We start from the raw sequence: 18,128 nt of genomic DNA, 5'->3' as shown, positions 1-18,128 counted from the left end.
TACTTATAAATCTCTGTCAGATTAAATTTTGTAAAAACCATAAACCAGCAATGCAACAATGCCGATTACCATCATGAATATATAAAAGCCAATATTCCCAGTTTGGAATAATCTAAAGGTTCTGCCTGCTTCCATAGCTCCGCTTCCCAAACTGTTCACAAACGCATCAATTCCTGATTTTTCAATGAATTTATAGAATGCCCCAGACAGCCAGTCAAGTGGTTTTCTGATGATGGCGTCATATATCTCGTCAACGTAAAACTTGTTATAAGAAAGCCGGGCAAATGCATTTCGTGGACCGAAATCTTCAACAGGAACATGCGCTTTCTTTACATACTTGCTATAAGCTATGATTGCAGCTACTAAAGCTCCTGCGACCGACACTGCCATTAACAAATATTCTGTTGAATGGCTCAACGGTATATTTTCTGTTAAAGCGTTCGATTTTTCTAATACAGGATTTAGAAATCGGGATAACCAGTGATGTCCCCCGAAAATTTCAGGCAAACCAATTACACCGCCAACTGCCGACAATATTGCCAGGACAACTAGCGGGATAGTCATCGCTTTTGGTGATTCATGTATATGATGTTCCTGTTCGTGAGTTCCTCTAAAAGATCCATAAAAAGTGAGAAACATCATACGGAACATATAAAACGCAGTAAACATTGCTCCTATAACTCCTACCACCCATAGTGCCTTGTTGTGCTCGTAAGCATGGGCAAGTATCTCGTCTTTCGAAAAGAATCCTGAGAACGGCGGCAACCCGGAAATAGCAATTGTGCCGATCATCATGGTTATAAAAGTTGTCGGCATTTTCTTTTTCAAACCACCCATCAAACGCATATCCTGCTCATTGCTCACTCCGTGAATTACAGAACCCGCACCCAAAAACAATAGAGCTTTAAAGAAAGCATGAGTCATTACGTGGAAGAAAGCGCCTGTATAAGCGCCAACGCCTAAACCTAAGAACATATAACCGAGCTGAGATACGGTAGAATAAGCCAGTACTTTTTTAATATCGGTTTGCGTCAACGCTATCAATGCTGCTAAAATCGCTGTGGCCAGTCCGATCACAGCCACCACATCCATTGTAACAGGAGATAGCGTAAACAGGATATTTGATCTTGCGATCATATAAATACCGGCAGTTACCATCGTAGCCGCGTGGATTAACGCAGAAACCGGCGTAGGGCCAGCCATCGCATCCGGCAACCAGGTAAATAATGGTATCTGGGCTGATTTTCCGGTTGCTCCGACGAATAATAAAAGTGTGATTAAAAGAAGCGTCCCATTACCGGAAACCATATTTGCTGCCGCCGGAAAAACTTTCGCGAACTCTACGCTTCCGAATGTTTGAAATATTACAAATACTGCGATCAGAAAACCAAGATCACCGATACGGTTCATCACAAAAGCTTTCTTAGCGGCAGAAGCATAGTTGATATTTGTAAACCAAAAGCCTATCAATAAGTAAGAGCATAAACCAACGCCTTCCCATCCGATAAACATGACGATGTAGTTCGACCCTAAAACGAGTAAGAGCATGAAAAATACAAACAGGTTGAGGTAGGCAAAGAACTTTGCGAATCCTGCGTCATCATGCATATAAGCGGTCGAATACACATGGATCAGAAATCCAATCCCGGTAATTATCAACAGCATTAACGAACTTAACGGATCGACCAAGAACGATAGAGGTATTGTAAGCGAGCCCGCCTGGATCCAATCGAAAAGATGAATTTCGAAAGCTTTTACCGGCGATGAACTAAGCTCCGAAAAAATCGCTATGCTAACAGCAAAGGAAAGGAACACTGTTGCGCTTCCGATAAAGCCGACAACAGATTTCGGAATGACGTTTCTTCCAAGGCCGTTGATAATAAATCCCACCAATGGAAAAAGTGGCACTAACCAAACTAAATTAATCCAAACTTGATCTGACATTTTATATGATTGAACTGTTTAGGTTCCTGAACTTTAATAAAAAATACAGCTTACCACTTAAGCCGGTTAAGTACATTAATATCTATGGAATTTGTGTTCCTGTAGATCATTACAATAATAGCCAAGCCTATTGCCACTTCTGCAGCGGCTAAAGCCATTATAAAGAATACAAAAACTTGTCCGGCTGCATCGCCGCTATAAGCTGAAAAGGCAGTCAAAAGTAAATTAACCGCATTCAGCATTAATTCCACGGACATAAAAATAACAATGGCATTGCGACGGATTAATACGCCGATCACGCCGATTGAAAAAATAATTGCGCTTAACAGTATATAGTGATTAAGCGGAATTCCTTGTATAGCTTTAGTAATGTGTTCCATTATGCGTCGTTTGGTTCGCGTTTTGCCAGTAATACCGCCCCAACCATTGCCGAAAGCAACAAAATCGATGAAACTTCAAATGGCAGTAAAAAATCGCTGAAAAGCACCTTGCCGAGATTTTTAACAAGACCCAATGTAGGCGATTGCAGAACTATAGGATTAGAAGTGTGTAATGTTTTTACTGAGCCAGCAACAGTAACTAAAAGGCACATGCCCGCTACTACCCCTGCAATTTTAAGTAATGGCGACTTTGCCGGTTCACTTTCCTTGTTCAAATTCAATAACATCAACACAAAAAGAAAAAGCACCATGATAGCGCCCATGTAGACTATAAAATTGACGATGGCCAGAAACTGTGCATTTAGCAAAATATAGTGAACCGTGAACGTAAAAAAAGTGACAATCAGGTACAATACACTATGAACCGGATTCTTTGAAAAAATCACCAGAAGTGAAAAGAAGATAGATAGGAAGGCTACAAAATAGAATAAAGATATATTCATTAATTTGTTATTTATACATCCCTGAGGATGGTTACTATATCTGCCAATAATGCGGCAAATGTATGATTTATTCCCGAGGCCTCCAGCCTCTGTTAATGGTTAAAACTTACGTTATTTCTTAAAAGGTTCTTCAACCAGTTTTTCTTTTCCGTAAATAAAGTCCTTGCGCAGATAATCAGAAGGTACTATCGGGCCATCAAGGTAAATTGCTTCCTTCGGACAAGCCTCTTCACACAAGCCACAAAAGATGCAGCGAAGCATATTGATCTCATAAACCGCTGCGTATTTCTCTTCCCTGTAAAGATTTTCTTCACCTTTCTGACGCTCCCCGGCGATCATGGTAATTGCTTCTGCGGGACATGACAAAGCACATAAACCACAGGCTGTGCAACGTTCCCTGCCTTCTTCATCTCTTTTCAGCGAATGCATGCCACGCCAGTTTTCGGAAAACTCACGTTGCTGTTCCGGATAAAACACTGTAGGCTTTTTCTTGAACATATGCATAAAAGTAATAGCCATACCCTTCACAATGGCAGGCAGATACAAGCGCTCCATCAATGTTAAGGGCTTTTGTTCGATTACTTTTTTTCTGTTACTTAATGACTCCACCGATCTTACTTTCTATTTGAAATAAATATCCTTAACTGTTATCCAGATTCCGGTTAACACAATGTTAGCAATTGACAACGGAATCAAAACTTTCCATCCCAGATTCATCAGCTGATCATAGCGGAAACGCGGAATTGTCCAGCGAACCCACATAAAAAAGAAGATGAAAAAGAAGATCTTGAGCATCATAAACACGACTCCAAGTATGCTGATCATATTGGCGGAAAGCCCGAGATGGTGCATAAAAGGAAAATTATATGCTCCGAAATAAAGCGTCGCCATAACAGCGGACGAAACAAACATGTTGATATATTCAGCAAACAGGTAAAAACCTAATTTCATTGAAGAGTATTCCGTGTGATAACCACCAACCAGCTCTGTTTCACACTCCGGCAAATCGAACGGCGAACGGTTAGTTTCTGCAAATGCGCAAATTAAAAATATCAGAAATCCTAATGGCTGTTGAAATGCGTTCCAGGTAAACCAGCCATGTGCCCAGAAACCGGATTGCTGTTCGGCAATTACTTTTAGTGACAATGAACCTGTAGACATCAGCAAAGCAATAATGGAAAGGCCCATAGCAATTTCATAACTGATATTCTGAGAAGCGGCACGGATAGCACCCATCAACGAATACTTGTTATTTGACGCCCATCCGCCAATCATAATACCGTAAACACCTAAGGAAACTACACCAAAAATATATAGAACTCCTACATTAACATCAGCAACCTGTAAAGGAATCGTTCTTCCGGCAATTTCAATATTTGAACCCCATGGAATTACAGCAGTGCCAATACACGCTGTTAAAATCGCCAGTGACGGGCCAGCGATAAACAGGAATTTATTAGCATGAGTAGGAATAATTTCCTCTTTGGTGAACATCTTGATACCATCGGCAAGCGGCTGTAAAATACCAAACGGGCCGGCGCGATTGGGACCGACACGATCTTGCAAAAAACTGGCCACCTTGCGCTCAGCATAAGTTGAGTACATGGCAACAAGAAGACTCACAGTAAATATTACAGTGATCAGAATAAATTTTTCGATTACAAAAGCTGCTTCCATCTATAATTTAGTAGCGCGTTCAAATTGATCCTTATTTGACTGCTGAAGTTGAAGGTTGGTTTTTATTACCGGCAATGGCTTCAGTGTATCGTAATGATTAGAAGATATAACCGATTGATTAGAAATCGCTCTTGGTCCTTCAATCACCCAATCTGACGTTTTCTTTTGATCAAAGCGACAAGTATTGCAAATGAATTCCTCAACTTCTCCGAACTGGTCTTTCCGGGCAGTCACTCGAATTACGTCTTCACCTTTATACCAAAGTGTCACTTTACCACTGCATGTCGGACAATCGCGATGAGCATCAACTGGTTTTGTAAACCAAACACGGTTCTTAAAACGAAACGTTTTGTCGGTTAAAGCGCCAACAGGACAAACATCTATAACATTTCCCGAGAAATCATTATCAATAGCTTTTTCGATATAAGTTGATATTTCAGCAGCGTCACCACGCCCCAGAACACCGTGTACACGCTGATTTGTTATCTGGTCAGCAGTAAACACACAACGATAGCATAAAATACAACGAGTCATATGTAACTGTATCTTATCTCCGATATCTATTCTGTCGAATGTCCTGCGTTCAAACTCATATCGGGTTGACGAAAGACCATGTTCATACCCCAAATCCTGAAGATGGCATTCTCCGGCCTGGTCACAAACCGGGCAATCAAGCGGATGGTTGATCAACAACATCTCAACCACGCCTTTCCTGGCTTCGACAACTTCCGGCGACGTAATATTTTGCACCTCCATACCGTCCATAACTCCGGTACGGCAGGAAGCAACAAGCTTCGGCATAGGCCGCGGGTCCTTTTCTGAACCTTTGCTAACTTTTACAAGACAGGTGCGACACTTTCCACCGCTTCCTTCGAGCTTAGAATAATAGCACATAGCTGGCGGAACAATTTCCCCACCGATCTGCCGTGCAGCATTCAGGATGCTTGTGCCAGGTGCTACGTCAACGGTTATTCCGTCTATTGTTACTTTAATTAAATCACTCATTTATCAAGTGTATTTATTCTGTTATGCTGGCTCACCTACCGGCGGCAGCGGATCAGCATAATGAGCCAATCCATAATTTCTTTGAACAGCTTCCTGAGGATTTGTCACATGCCACTCAAATTCGTCACGGAAATGACGAATGGCGCTTGCAACAGGCCATGCAGCCGCGTCTCCAAGCGGGCATATTGTATTTCCTTCAATTTTCTTCGACACGTCAACTAAAAGATCCATGTCACTAAGCTTGCCATGGCCGTACTCCAGTCGGTGTAATACTTTCTCCATCCAGCCGGTACCTTCACGGCACGGAGAACATTGTCCGCAGCTTTCGTGATGATAAAAACGCGTAAAGTTCCAGGTATTGCGAACAATGCACTGATCTTCATCGAACGCGATAAATCCACCGGACCCCATCATGGTTCCTGTAGCGAAACCACCGTCGGCTAATGATTCATACGACATGAGGCGGCTCTCACCATTCAGAGTTTTCAATATCAGGTTTGCCGGCAGAATCGGAACTGAAGAACCGCCGGCAACGACAGCTTTCAGGCGTTTGCCGTTTGCGATACCGCCACAATATTCATCCGAATAGATGAATTCTTCGACCGGCAATCCGAGTTCAATTTCGTAAACACCTGGTTTATTCAAATTTCCGCCAGCAGAAATTAGTTTTGTTCCGGTGCTGCGGCCAATTCCGACTTTCGCATATTCGTCACCACCGTCGTTTATAATTGGAACTATAGCTGCAATCGATTCAACGTTATTCACTACTGTCGGGCAATTGTACAGTCCGGCAATTGCAGGAAAGGGAGGTTTAATACGTGGATTACCGCGTTTACCTTCCAGCGATTCAATAAGAGCAGTTTCTTCACCGCAGATATATGCCCCACCGCCTGGCTGGACATACAATTCAAGATCGTATCCCGTTCCTAAAATATTTTTACCAAGAAATCCGGCATTCTTCGCTTCCGCGATGGCCTTTTCCAGGATGCGGATCTGCGGCATCATCTCACCCCGAACATAGATATATGACGTTTTAGCACCCAGCGCGAAGCTCGCAACGATCATTCCCTCGATCAAAGCATGAGGTATGTAAGTCATCAGGTAACGGTCTTTAAACGTACCAGGTTCCGACTCATCGGCATTACAAACCAGGTAGCGTTCAACACCTTCCGGTTTAGCCAAAAAGCTCCACTTCATCCCGGTAGGAAATCCTGCACCACCTCGGCCACGTAATCCCGATTTTTTAACTTCTTCTACAACTTCGTCGGGGGTAAGTGTTTTCAGAGCCTTTTCAACAGCACGGTAACCACCTTGCTGCCGATAAACCTCCAATGTGTTTATTCCCGGTACGTTGATATGTTCTAATAATAACTTGCGGGCCATGTTAGCTGATTTGATCAACCGGCTTTGCTGCCGTTGTAAGTTTTAAATTATCAATTAGTTCGTCAACCTTGCTTTCGGTAAGGTTTTCATAAAAAGTATACTCAGGGCCAATTTGTAAAACCGGTCCGAAACCGCAGGCAGCAAGGCATTCAACACCACGCCAGCTAAACAAATTATCGTTAGTAACCTGCCCTTCTTTCACACCAAGTTTCTGCTCGATATGTTTCATAATTTTTTCAGCGCCAACAAGGCAGCAAGGCCCGGTCCGGCAAACTTCCAGTACATATTTACCTTGCGGTTTCAGGAAAAACATTGTGTAAAAAGTCGCAACTTCGTACACTTCTATTGGCCTGATGTCCAAATATTGGGCAACTTTATCCATTGCAGGAGCGCTCACCCAGCCGAATTCTGCCTGAACTAAATGCAAAACAGGTAGTAAAGCCGACTTTTGCTTTCCTTCCGGATAACGGCTTACGATTTCTTTGAACTTTGTGACAAGTTCAGGTGAGAATATAACTTCTTCTGTATTTGTTACACTAAGCATCTAATTCTCCTGCTATAATGTTTAAACTACTCATATTGATAATTGCGTCCGAAAGCAGCATCCCGCGGCTCATCGGCGCATACATCTGATAATTGATAAAACTTGGGCGACGGAAATGCAAGCGATATGGCGTTCGACCTCCGTCGTTGATCAGGTAAAACCCGAGTTCGCCGTTTCCACCTTCCACACAGTGATAAACTTCTGTTTTAGGTGTGTCAATTTCTCCCATCACGATCTTAAAGTGATAGATCAAAGCTTCCATGTTGTTATAAACCTGCTCTTTCGGCGGCAGATAAAATTCGGGAACGTCAGCATGGAAAACACCTTTTGGCTCATTCTCTAGTTTGGAAAGGGCTTGCTCAATAATGCGCATGCTTTGCCACATTTCACCGTTACGCACATTAAAACGATCGTAAATATCTCCTTTGGTTCCTACCGGGATTTCGAAGTCGAAATCTTCATAAGACGAATAAGGTTCATTTACACGGACATCGTAATCAACACCGGTGGCACGCAGCAAAACGCCACTCCAACTATAACTCAACGCATCTTCCGGAGTAACACAGGCTACGTTTGCGGTACGGTCGATGAAAATCCTGTTACGTGTCAACAACTTTTCAAATTCAGCCAATGCAACAGGAAATTCCTTTAAGAACTTACGGATCTTAGCGAAGGCGATATCATTAAAATCACGTTCAAAACCGCCAATGCGACCAATATTTGTAGTTAAACGAGCTCCGCAAATCTCTTCATATATTTCGTAAATGTGCTCACGATATTGGAACAGGTACAAAAACGGCGTAGTAGCTCCGGTGTCCTGGCCAATAATTGTGTTGCAAATAATATGATCGGAAATCCTTGACAACTCCATTACAATTATACGCAGATAGTCAACCCGCTTTGGCATTTTGATACCAAGCAGTTTTTCGACCGTCATGTGCCAACCCATATTATTAATCGGTGAGGAACAATAGTTCATCCGGTCAGTTAATGGGGTAATTTGGTAAAAAGGGCGATGCTCGGCAATTTTTTCAAAAGCCCGGTGTATATATCCGATCGTTGAAACTCCGCTAACAATACGCTCCCCATCCATTTCTAATATATTCTGGAACACGCCGTGAGTTGCCGGGTGTGTTGGCCCAAGGTTAAGCGTTGTTGTAGCTTTTTGAGGATCGTTATCTATATATATTGGATGATTACTCATTTTATCTTCCGAAGAAATAATCTTTTTTATCAACTCTGTTTGGATCTTCCAGCGGATACTCTTTACGCATAGGAAAAACCGTCATATCGTCGACATTTAGTATGCGACGCAAATCAGGATGTCCAGTAAAAGTAATTCCGAAAAAATCGTAGGTTTCGCGCTCCATCCAGTTGGCACCCTTCCACAACGTTGTGGCAGTCGGTATCTGCGGATTTTGAGCTTCAAGAAACACTTTAATTCTAACTCTTAAGTTGTTTGTCAAACTGTGGACATGGTAAACAACACCGATAGAAAGGTCTTTTTCCGGAAAATGAACTCCGGTTATGTCTGTTAGATAATTGAACTTCAATTCAGAATCATCACGAAGAAAAGTCAATACATCGTGAATTATCTCTTTATTCGTCTCGAAGGTTAAAAGGCCAAATGGCTCTGAAGGAATTGTTATCTGATCACCGAATCGATCGCTAAGTTTCTGCAATAAAACCTGATTACTGATTCTACTCATTATTGGATTCCGTATTTAGCTAACAACTGTTTGTATTCAGGACTATTTCTGCGTCTTCCGGATTCATTCTTTACCAACTCCTGGATTTTCAAAACGCCGTCTAAAATTGCTTCAGGTCGTGGAGGACAACCAGGCACATAAACGTCTACAGGAATAATTTCGTCAATTCCCTGAAGTACTGAGTATGTATCAAAAATACCGCCGCTACAAGCACAGGCTCCTACAGAAAGCACCCACCGAGGTTCAGCCATCTGGAGATATATCTGCTTTAATACAGGCTCCATTTTTTTTGCTATGGTTCCCATAACCATTAACAAATCCGCTTGGCGAGGAGAAAAACTCAAACGCTCCGCACCAAATCTCGCAAAATCATAATGGGATCCCATGGTTGCCATAAACTCAATTCCGCAGCAAGATGTCGCGAAAGGTAACGGCCAAAGAGAGTTGGCACGAGCCATTCCTATTACTTTATCTAACGAAGTAGCAAAGAAGCCCGATCCTTCTATTCCGGGAGGAGCTTCAACAATATTAACTTCACTCATTAATGCCTTTCCTAAAACAAGAAACTCACTTCAAACACATTGAAATGAGCACAAATCTACTAATTAAGTCGATTAAGCATTTGTTGGTTACGATATTTAGAATCAATCTAAACTCAATCCCACTCTAATGCTTTCTTCTTTATAATGTATATAAATCCTAAAAGTAATGTCGCCATGAATATAAACATCTCGACCATTCCGCGTAGTCCCAAATCTCTGAAATTAACGGCCCAGGGATACATGAAAATAACTTCGATATCGAATAAGACAAACAAAATTGCGACAAGGAAATACTTAATTGAAAATGGCTGACGTGCATTACCGACAACTTCGATACCCGCTTCAAAAGTAGACAACTTATCTTTTGTTTTTCGCTTAGGGCCTATCAGGTGGGTTGCAAGCATTGTAGCAACTACAAATCCTATTGCTACCAGCATCTGGAAAAAAATCGGCAAATAATCAACTGATATACTTTGTGCTTCCATCTTTTAATTTTCAAATGCAAATATATAAGAAGAGCCGGTAAAATTACCGGCTCTTCTTATAGAATATAGAAAATTACCTTTCGTTATTTTCCGCTTATTGCCTTCATCGCTTGCTGGGCTGGAGCATTTGCCGGATCAAGCGCTAAAGCTTTGTTAAAATATTCTTTAGCTTTCGTAACGTTATTGTCTTTACGTGCGGCAACAGAACCTAAATAAAGGTATGACTCAACTAATCCGGTTTTGTTTTTTTCTGCCTTTTCAGGACGGGTAACAGTTACCAATTGTATAAACTGTTCAAAATACGGAACGGCTAATCCCTGGCTATCTTGCTCATCATCCATCAAACGATGAATACGACCTCTGTATAACAACGCTTGCTCAGTTGTTGGTGAACGCTGCAATAATTTGCTAAACGCCGAATCTGCTTGAACGAGTATTTGTTTATCAGGATTTTGGTTTGCTGTTTTCTTCGCCCCGTAATCAAAATAGTGTGATACTCCTAAATAATAAAAGTCAAGCAAAGGAGTTTTTGGATCTTTAATTGCAATCTCGTATGCATCTGCTGCTTCAGCATAGTTTCTCGAATCATAAAGTGTTTTACCAACTTCAGACATTGCAGCTGCGTTAGTTGAATCTTTAGCTATTGCCTTTTTAAGACTGGCAATACCAGCCGCTTTATCACCCGCTTTTATTTGCGATTGTCCAAGATTAAGATAATCACTCGCTATGATACGTGAAGTATCTGCTTTGCTGATAAAAGTATTTAACGCCTGAACAGCACCTGCATAATCACCGCTTTGGAAATCTGCATAACCTAAATAGCGATAAACACGAGCATTAGCATTTTGCTGACTTGACATCGCTTTTGCTTCTTCAATTAATGCTTTGTAATCCTTAGAAAGATATAAGAAGTCGGCATAACGCATTCTTGAATCAATTGAACGATCTGTTAAATCAAGATATTTTTTGTAGTAATCAACCGCTTGTTTGATGCGTGCATCATATTCTTTCGGCTCGTTGTTAGCCCATAAGTAATAAGTTTCGGCAAGCTCACGATATGCCGGACCATAATTCGCATTAAGAGCAATAACGCCATTGAATTCGTCGGTTGATTCTTTGAAAGCCTTTGATTGTTTGTTAATAATTCCCAAACCAATCTTTGAGCGTAAAAGGTTTTTATCAAGATCGTAAGCTGTACGATAATCACTGTAAGCAGCACTATTATCTTTCAAACCACGATGTGCATCACCCAAAGCCAAAAATACTTCGCCATCTTTTTCATTTACGGCCTTCGCCTTATTTAAAAAAGTAAGGGCCGTGTTATAATCAGGCTTTGGCGCACTGACATAAGCTTTTCCAATATATAGGAACGTTTTGTTATCTTTTTTTCCTGCAAGCGAAGCAGCTTTGTCAAAATTTGTCTTGGCACCTGCCGCGTTGTTATTTTCTAATTCAACAGCGCCAAGTCCTATATAATTTAAAGGACTTGATGCAGCTGCAGCAACGCCCTTATTAAATGTCATTTTGGCAGAATCTGGATAATCATTTTTTAAATAAACGTCACCCAGGAAAAAATAATTTTCAGCAGCCGTTGGCTGTGAAGCTACTAGCTTCTTTAAAATTCCTTCCGCTTTTTGATATTGTTCAGCATCAATAGCTTTCTTTGCCTCATTAACATCTTGTGCAAAAACTGACGTACCAGCCATTACAAATGCTATAGACGCATAAATTGCTTTCTTCTTAAATTCCATAGTTCAATTATTAATCTATTTTTCCAATGTTTTTCTAATAATAAGCTCGCGCGGTGGAATGCTGTCAGGTAATAATCCTGATTTTAGCACAATCCGCTGGCCGGTTTCGCCTGCGATAAACGATGCAAAACCTGTGCCTAAACCGGTTCCACCCTGGCAATCAATAATATATACATTCCTGGTAAGAGGATACAGACCTAAAGCAAGATTATTTTGATCTGGCTCATAGAATTTGTCAGCCCCTTTTTTGCCCTGGAGATTTTTAACACCAAGAATTTTTATTTTATCAACTGCAGGTTTCAGATCATTTTTAGGATCAATTAACCAATTCACTCCAACAACTCCAAGTGCCCCTGTGTTTTCGGAAACAAATTTTATAACCTCTGGGTTTGACTGGAGAGCGTATATTCCTGTTGTTGGCAATTTCTTAACGTTACTTAATTCCTTTAAGTATCTGACAGTGCTCGAATTTGCGTTGTCAAATACTAATTTTTTAATGTTTGACGGTTTTGACTGCATTAGGTTTATTATCTCCTGAACAGTTACGCCAGTATCAAGTGACGCCGTGTTAGCGATGAGTGCAATTCCGTCAATTACGAACCTGTTTGTACGGATCACGATCTTTTTATCCAAAAAAACTTTACGCTCTTTTTGGGTCAATTCTCTGGCAAGGATAGCTACACGAGTCGTATCATTATTCAAAAATTCATTAAGCACCGTGCGCTCCGGTTCATAACGCACTTTAATTTGTGCATTTGGGTAGGTGTTATGAAAAATATACAATTCATCATCGATAATAGGCTTAAATGTTTCATCAGCAACAAAAGTAGCCGAACCCTCCCTTGTTGTCTGGGTTGGTTTCGAGCTTTGCTTACATGACGTAAAAACAGAAATGCCGAGTATTAAAAAAGTATACTTATATATTTTTATCATTTTTTAACGAAAGGTAAACCCTGACAAAACGGAACACAGCATAGGCAAGTAAAAACGAGCCAAATAAAATTTCATTTGTCCTCGAAAGGCTCACATTTAGATACTTAAGCCCGTTAAAGAATACAATTGTCACTCCCAAAACAACGTAAATCAGCGGAGTGAAAAGGCCCAAAATGAACAGAAATCGCTTTGCGGGCGATTTCTGTTCTGAATTATCTCTGTAAATCATGGATTACTGTGCTTCCAGATTCAACATGATTGGAATAGTATAAGCCACACGTACCGGGCGACCATTTTGAATACCAGGCTTCCATTTTGGAGAAGACTTCAATAAACGAACAGCTTCTTCACCAGTACCCATACCCAAGTCACGTAAAACTTTGATATCAGTTAAGCTACCATCTTTTTCAACGATGAAACTAACGGTAACACGTCCTGATACGCCTTGTTCCTGAGCCTGTGCCGGATAACGATATTTCTTTCCAACATAGTCATAGAACTTGTTCATACCACCTGGAAATTCCGGCAATACTTCAACGCTGGCAAAATCGTGAACACCGTTATCTTCAGTAACAGCAGCTTCCTTAGGAGCTTCACCGGCAGGTGCGTCAATACGTACTTCTGCATTTGGATCACCTTGGATAGTTTTCTGACCAGGATCAGCTGTTTTTAATTCCTCTACGGTTGGTGGCTCTTCGTCACGAACCTGTTCCTTTGGTACTACTACCGGAGGTGGAAATTTAACCTGGTTAACCTTCGGTTTCGGAGGCTCTGCAGGTGGAGGGGGAGGTGGCTGATTTTTATCCACCGGTGGCGGCGGAGCCAGTACCACTTCCGTTTCAATAGTTTTTTCCTTTGAATCAGGAACAAAACCTGAAATGTATTTGATAATGATTGGAGCTGAAACCGCCAGTATAAACAATATACTGCCGATTACCAACGCCTTATTAGTTGTTTTTGCATTTTCCTTTCTCAGTTCATAAGCTCCATAAGCTTTATTCCTGTCAGCAAAAACGACGTCGATCCAATCGAGTTTGAAAATATCTAATTTAGCCATCTTAGTTCGTTTTAATGGTTTACTTATTTATACAAACCATCGCGTTTAAGCAGGTCTATTTCCGGATCCGCTATATCGACAATCGCATACTGCTGTAAATTGGTAATCTTGATTTCATCAAGGATATCAACCAAATTACGGTACACCGATTGTTTACTTGGTTTTATCAATACGATGACACCTTTCTTAGGATCTCCGGTTTGCGCTATTACCTTTTTATTTTGCTCGATAAGCACTTCCCGGATGCCGTTTTTACCATAATTGGTAACTGTTGGTGGGGCCAACGGATTGTCCGCCTGACCAATATACCATTCAATACGGTTGTTGGCTCCTAACAAAATATTCAATGAACGGAAGTCGGCTATTTTAAGATCGTCTTCCGGCTTTTCACTCTTGTCAGGCATTGCCATGTCCATTGCCTTAGGCTTGGCCAACGTAGTGGTTAACATAAAGAAGGTGATAAGAAGGAACATCAAATCCACCATGGGAGTCATATCCACACGTGCATTCTGCTTTTTGCTTCTTATTTTCCCGCCTTTATGGCCACCGCCGCCACCGCCGCTATTTAATTCTGCCATGTTTTAGAATTTTAATATTTATTTATCCGCTACCCGTAACGAAGTTATTAAACTGAACTTGTTAAGCCGTTGAGCCTGTAAGATGTCGATAACCTTTTTAATCGCTGGATACTCCTCTTTAGAATCGCCTTTGATACTTACCCGCATGTCGTTATTACTCAACTCTTTAGTGGCATAACGTGCTTGTAATATCCAGTTGTGCAGCTCTGATGGTTGCGTGCCTACAGAATCGGCCGGAATACCTGGTTGCAATCCTTCCTTATTTCTATCGGTACTATTCATCGCGATTACCTGCTTTAACTGATTAATTGGAACCCCAAAAGATTCCATAGTGGCAAAACGCTGTTTTTCCTGAGGTGTAAACTGAACATTGTAAATGGCACTCATTTTTTCGAGCATCTTAACACGCACCGGTTGTTCTTTTACTCCAAAAAACACTTTTCCATGTCCTACAGTCAATGTACCTATCTGGGTATCAGGCTGAGGGATGTTTACAACAGAAGCAGGGGTATCAACCGGAAGTGGCTCAGGCTGGCGGGCTGTTGCTGTTAATATAAAGAAAGTTAGCAACAGAGAAGCCACGTCGCACATCGCCGTCATGTCAATTACTGTGCTCTTTCTTGGAACTTTTACTTTAGGCATCTTTAATTTTATTGATCCTTTTTAACTCTGTTTATTTAGTGATGCTAAAACACCGGATTTTCCACAAACCCGGTATTGAAAAATTCACTAAAATTAATCTTCGTGTGTACTCGCGTAAGTTTGTACAATTGAGAATCCAGCCTCATCGATCGAATAAGTTAATTTATCGATTTTTGAAGTGAACACATTGTACATAATAATAGCAAGCGTTGACGTCAAGATACCAGTTGCAGTGTTAATCAAGGCCTCAGAAATACCGTTTGCAAGAGCTGCCTGATCCGGAGCACCTGAAGTTGCAAGAGCGGCGAATGATTTAATCATACCAGTTACAGTACCTAACAGACCCATCAATGTACCAACTGAAACTAATGTTGCAATAACTGTTAAATTTTGCTCTAACATTGGCATTTCAAGCGCTGTAGCTTCTTCGATATCTTTCTGGATAGCAAGACATTTTTGCTCTGTGTCCATTTTTGGCTCTACTTCCATCTCTTTGTATTTTTTCAAACCTGATTTGATCACGTTTGCTACAGAACCTTTTTGCTTGTCACACTCAGAGATAGCTGCATCAATGCTGCCTGCACTTAACAACCCTTGGATTTTCTTAACAAAGGCATCAACATTTCCTGTTCCTGCTGCTTTATTGATAACAAAATAACGTTCGAAAGAGAATACAATTACCATTAATAACATCCCGATCAGGATAGGTACAATAACTCCGCCTTTGTAAACCATTCCAAAGTAATTCCCTGGAAGTGGGTGAGCTTCAGGGTCGCCACCTTCGAAGTTTGAAGGATTACCCATTACGAATTTCCATAAAAGTACCCCTACGATGATACAGATAACAATTGTTAAGCTTGCAAAAATGCTTGAACCAGAGCTTTCTTTCTTCGCTGTTGTTGGTTTTGGTGCGTTTGCCATTTTTTTAAATTTTAGTTTTTAGTTTTTTGATTTGATAAAGTGTTTAATTGTTTTTTAGCTTTTATTACAGAGTACTTACCCGTGAAACAAATTTGAAGATTCCGAATTAATAAAAAATTATTTGCACGTTAACATAACATTTACGTTACTAATCTCCAGCAGTCTCCACTAAATAAGTTTACTATAACGCATTTTAAAAAAAAATTGCCCCGTCAGAGACAATCGTTTTGCAATGAAAAGTATTTTTTCCTTGAAATGCAAATATCAACTTGATTTTATTTTTCATTTGATTAAAAATGCTTTTAGATTAACCGCCTGCCTTTTTTGCTTTATAACCCAATGACACAAGTGTAGTTAAAATCTTGTCCCGGAAATCACCCTGAATTAATATCTCTCCATTCTTTACCGAACCTCCAACACCGCATTTTTGTTTCAGTGTTTTTCCAAGCATCTGCAAATCTTCGTCAGCGCCAACAAATCCGGTTACAAGAGTTACGGCTTTTCCGGCGCGTTGTTTTTTGTCGAGCATAACTTTCAAATTCTGCTGGAGAGGCTTTAGGGTTTCCTGTACTTCCGTTTCAGCGTACCGGTATTCATGTTCCGGATCTGTTGAAAATACAATCCCATCGAAACTGTTAAATTTCTTTGATCGCTTATCGTTATTCATTTTCTTTTTACAAATACAACTTTTACACGGCGATTTAAACTGCGGCCTTCAGTCGTACTATTTGTTGCCGCTGGTTCTAAAAACGCCTTGTCTAACATAGCAATTTGGGGAGCGGGATCAACAATTTTTGTTAAATATCCGATTACAGACTCATTTCTTCTTTTTGAAAGATCCATATTATAATCCATATTACCGATGCTGTCCGTATGGCCTATAACTCTCAAGTCATATTTATCTCTTACCTCCTTATACATTTGAGCTAAGCCCTGCAATTTACTCTCCTCCGAGGGCTTAATGTCAGCGTGATCAAAATCGAAATAAATCAGGCCGTTGTTAATTAATAATGTGTCGGGTAAAAGATCTTCCATCTTTTTTCCCTGCAGTATTTGTTTTGCATCGATGATGCCGCTTAAATCTGCATAATTAATATATCCGGGTTGCAGTGAATCGCGCACGGATGTCAAACTTTTATCCTCAATAAACACTCCCGAATCAAAAATATTGTCTGAAGCATCAGCAATAATAATTTTAAGGTGGTATTTTTTTAACGGCTCAACGTATGTCTGTGCTGTAAGTTTTTTTGTAATACCGTCATATTGAAGATTACGGTATAAATCAGGGCCAACCTTTTTTTGTAATTCTGGGTCTGTTTTCACATATGCGACTTCATAATCTTCTTCATCAGAGGATGCAAAAATGCTCTTGATTCCATACCAGATAGACGCGAAAAATGAGCGCTGAACCTTAACTTTTTTTGGCTGCTCTCTTTTTTCCTCCTGGCTGAAAATATTGTTGTCGATAAAATATTTGGCTTCCGATTTTGCGTTGATGTTATTGATGCTTACCGGGATATTCTTTTCGGGAACAAGTGCGATGTTTTTAGTGGTTACCCCATCGGAAATGAAAAACGCAAAAATATCATTAAACGGTGTTCCCACGTATTCAGGATATTCGTCTGATCCGAACTGGTAGTTAAATTTCAAACTGTTATTGTAAGGGACAAAATCAAATTCTACAGAACTGATGTCATATAATTTTTCCTTCAATAACGGAGACAGATCCGCATCCGTTTCAGGTTCGTCCATACCGTTAAACGTAGTAGATATATTAGGAACCGTGTTTGCCCCGGACGCACTAAACGCATTTCCGGAAGACAAGATCAACCCCTTTGGCAACTCTAAAACCTTACCAAAACCTGTAAATGACGCCATGGAAATGCGATTGCCGTGATGCTTTATGTTTCCGATTACAATCCCCTGACCGCTAAAATTTTTCTTTAGCCATTCGTCCGGATCTACTGAACTTATACGTATCTGGGAAATGCCTGCCGACAAAAAAAGACAGCACACGAGTGTGAGTAAAACACGCTTCATAAGATATTTTCAGATTAACAATTGGTTAGCAACG

21 protein-coding genes are annotated in these 18,128 nt (G+C 40.6%); all 21 read right to left on the bottom strand.

The window, feature by feature from the left end; all coding sequences use genetic code 11:
* Positions 1–21 precede the first annotated feature (21 nt).
* Complete coding sequence (gene nuoL / locus GS399_RS11705; RefSeq protein ID WP_160844824.1) at positions 22–1,944, bottom strand: NADH-quinone oxidoreductase subunit L; 1,923 nt, start codon at positions 1,942–1,944, stop codon at positions 22–24.
* Between the two features lie 50 nt (positions 1,945–1,994).
* On the bottom strand, positions 1,995–2,324 hold the full coding sequence (gene nuoK, locus GS399_RS11700) for an NADH-quinone oxidoreductase subunit NuoK (RefSeq protein ID WP_160844823.1): 330 nt from the start codon (positions 2,322–2,324) through the stop codon (positions 1,995–1,997).
* Complete coding sequence (locus GS399_RS11695) at positions 2,324–2,827, bottom strand: NADH-quinone oxidoreductase subunit J family protein (RefSeq protein ID WP_160844822.1); 504 nt, start codon at positions 2,825–2,827, stop codon at positions 2,324–2,326. Before GS399_RS11695 ends, nuoK begins: the two co-directional genes overlap by 1 nt.
* 111 nt (positions 2,828–2,938) lie before the next feature.
* On the bottom strand, positions 2,939–3,436 hold the full coding sequence (locus tag GS399_RS11690; RefSeq protein WP_160844821.1) for a NuoI/complex I 23 kDa subunit family protein: 498 nt from the start codon (positions 3,434–3,436) through the stop codon (positions 2,939–2,941).
* Positions 3,437–3,448: 12 nt separating this feature from the next.
* Complete coding sequence (gene nuoH, locus GS399_RS11685; RefSeq protein WP_160844820.1) at positions 3,449–4,504, bottom strand: NADH-quinone oxidoreductase subunit NuoH; 1,056 nt, start codon at positions 4,502–4,504, stop codon at positions 3,449–3,451.
* Positions 4,505–5,509: an NADH-quinone oxidoreductase subunit G gene (locus GS399_RS11680; RefSeq protein WP_160844819.1), complete on the bottom strand. Its 1,005-nt coding sequence runs from the start codon at positions 5,507–5,509 to the stop codon at positions 4,505–4,507.
* 21 nt (positions 5,510–5,530) lie between these two features.
* Positions 5,531–6,892, bottom strand: a complete 1,362-nt coding sequence (nuoF, locus tag GS399_RS11675) for an NADH-quinone oxidoreductase subunit NuoF (protein ID WP_160844818.1) — start codon at positions 6,890–6,892, stop codon at positions 5,531–5,533.
* A 1-nt stretch (position 6,893) separates the two neighbouring features.
* Positions 6,894–7,436: an NADH-quinone oxidoreductase subunit NuoE family protein gene (locus GS399_RS11670; protein ID WP_160844817.1), complete on the bottom strand. Its 543-nt coding sequence runs from the start codon at positions 7,434–7,436 to the stop codon at positions 6,894–6,896.
* The gene (locus GS399_RS11665) at positions 7,429–8,640 is read right to left on the bottom strand and encodes an NADH-quinone oxidoreductase subunit D (protein ID WP_160844816.1); all 1,212 of its coding nucleotides are present in this window, start codon (positions 8,638–8,640) and stop codon (positions 7,429–7,431) included. The genes GS399_RS11670 and GS399_RS11665 overlap by 8 nt, the downstream gene beginning before the upstream one ends.
* A 1-nt stretch (position 8,641) precedes the next feature.
* Positions 8,642–9,145, bottom strand: coding sequence for an NADH-quinone oxidoreductase subunit C (locus GS399_RS11660; protein ID WP_160844815.1), 504 nt, complete (start codon positions 9,143–9,145; stop codon positions 8,642–8,644).
* Entirely contained in the window at positions 9,145–9,687 is a 543-nt protein-coding gene (locus GS399_RS11655) for an NADH-quinone oxidoreductase subunit B (RefSeq protein ID WP_160844814.1), read from the bottom strand. Before GS399_RS11655 ends, GS399_RS11660 begins: the two co-directional genes overlap by 1 nt.
* A 113-nt stretch (positions 9,688–9,800) precedes the next feature.
* Positions 9,801–10,172, bottom strand: a complete 372-nt coding sequence (locus tag GS399_RS11650) for an NADH-quinone oxidoreductase subunit A (protein WP_160844813.1) — start codon at positions 10,170–10,172, stop codon at positions 9,801–9,803.
* Positions 10,173–10,255: 83 nt separating this feature from the next.
* The gene (locus GS399_RS11645) at positions 10,256–11,923 is read right to left on the bottom strand and encodes a tetratricopeptide repeat protein (RefSeq protein WP_160844812.1); all 1,668 of its coding nucleotides are present in this window, start codon (positions 11,921–11,923) and stop codon (positions 10,256–10,258) included.
* 15 nt (positions 11,924–11,938) lie between these two features.
* Positions 11,939–12,856: a PstS family phosphate ABC transporter substrate-binding protein gene (locus GS399_RS11640; RefSeq protein ID WP_160844811.1), complete on the bottom strand. Its 918-nt coding sequence runs from the start codon at positions 12,854–12,856 to the stop codon at positions 11,939–11,941.
* On the bottom strand, positions 12,840–13,085 hold the full coding sequence (locus GS399_RS11635; RefSeq protein WP_160844810.1) for a hypothetical protein: 246 nt from the start codon (positions 13,083–13,085) through the stop codon (positions 12,840–12,842). Before GS399_RS11635 ends, GS399_RS11640 begins: the two co-directional genes overlap by 17 nt.
* A gap of 3 nt (positions 13,086–13,088) precedes the next feature.
* Entirely contained in the window at positions 13,089–13,913 is an 825-nt protein-coding gene (locus tag GS399_RS11630; protein ID WP_160844809.1) for an energy transducer TonB, read from the bottom strand.
* Positions 13,914–13,936: 23 nt separating this feature from the next.
* A complete protein-coding gene (locus GS399_RS11625; RefSeq protein ID WP_160844808.1) occupies positions 13,937–14,491 on the bottom strand; it encodes an ExbD/TolR family protein in 555 nt (184 codons plus the stop codon).
* 18 nt (positions 14,492–14,509) lie between these two features.
* Positions 14,510–15,133, bottom strand: coding sequence for a biopolymer transporter ExbD (locus tag GS399_RS11620; RefSeq protein ID WP_160844807.1), 624 nt, complete (start codon positions 15,131–15,133; stop codon positions 14,510–14,512).
* Positions 15,134–15,226: 93 nt separating this feature from the next.
* A complete protein-coding gene (locus tag GS399_RS11615; protein WP_160844806.1) occupies positions 15,227–16,054 on the bottom strand; it encodes a MotA/TolQ/ExbB proton channel family protein in 828 nt (275 codons plus the stop codon).
* 307 nt (positions 16,055–16,361) lie between these two features.
* On the bottom strand, positions 16,362–16,721 hold the full coding sequence (locus tag GS399_RS11610; RefSeq protein ID WP_160844805.1) for a translation initiation factor: 360 nt from the start codon (positions 16,719–16,721) through the stop codon (positions 16,362–16,364).
* Positions 16,718–18,094, bottom strand: coding sequence for an OmpA family protein (locus GS399_RS11605; RefSeq protein WP_160844804.1), 1,377 nt, complete (start codon positions 18,092–18,094; stop codon positions 16,718–16,720). Before GS399_RS11605 ends, GS399_RS11610 begins: the two co-directional genes overlap by 4 nt.
* Positions 18,095–18,128: the final 34 nt, after the last annotated feature.

Origin of the sequence: Hufsiella arboris, assembly GCF_009834875.1 — a bacterium.
Taxonomy (GTDB): Bacteria; Bacteroidota; Bacteroidia; order Sphingobacteriales; family Sphingobacteriaceae; genus Hufsiella_A; species Hufsiella_A arboris.
The sequence above is the reverse complement of the archived record's forward strand: the minus strand, read 5'-3'. Positions and strand labels throughout refer to the sequence as shown.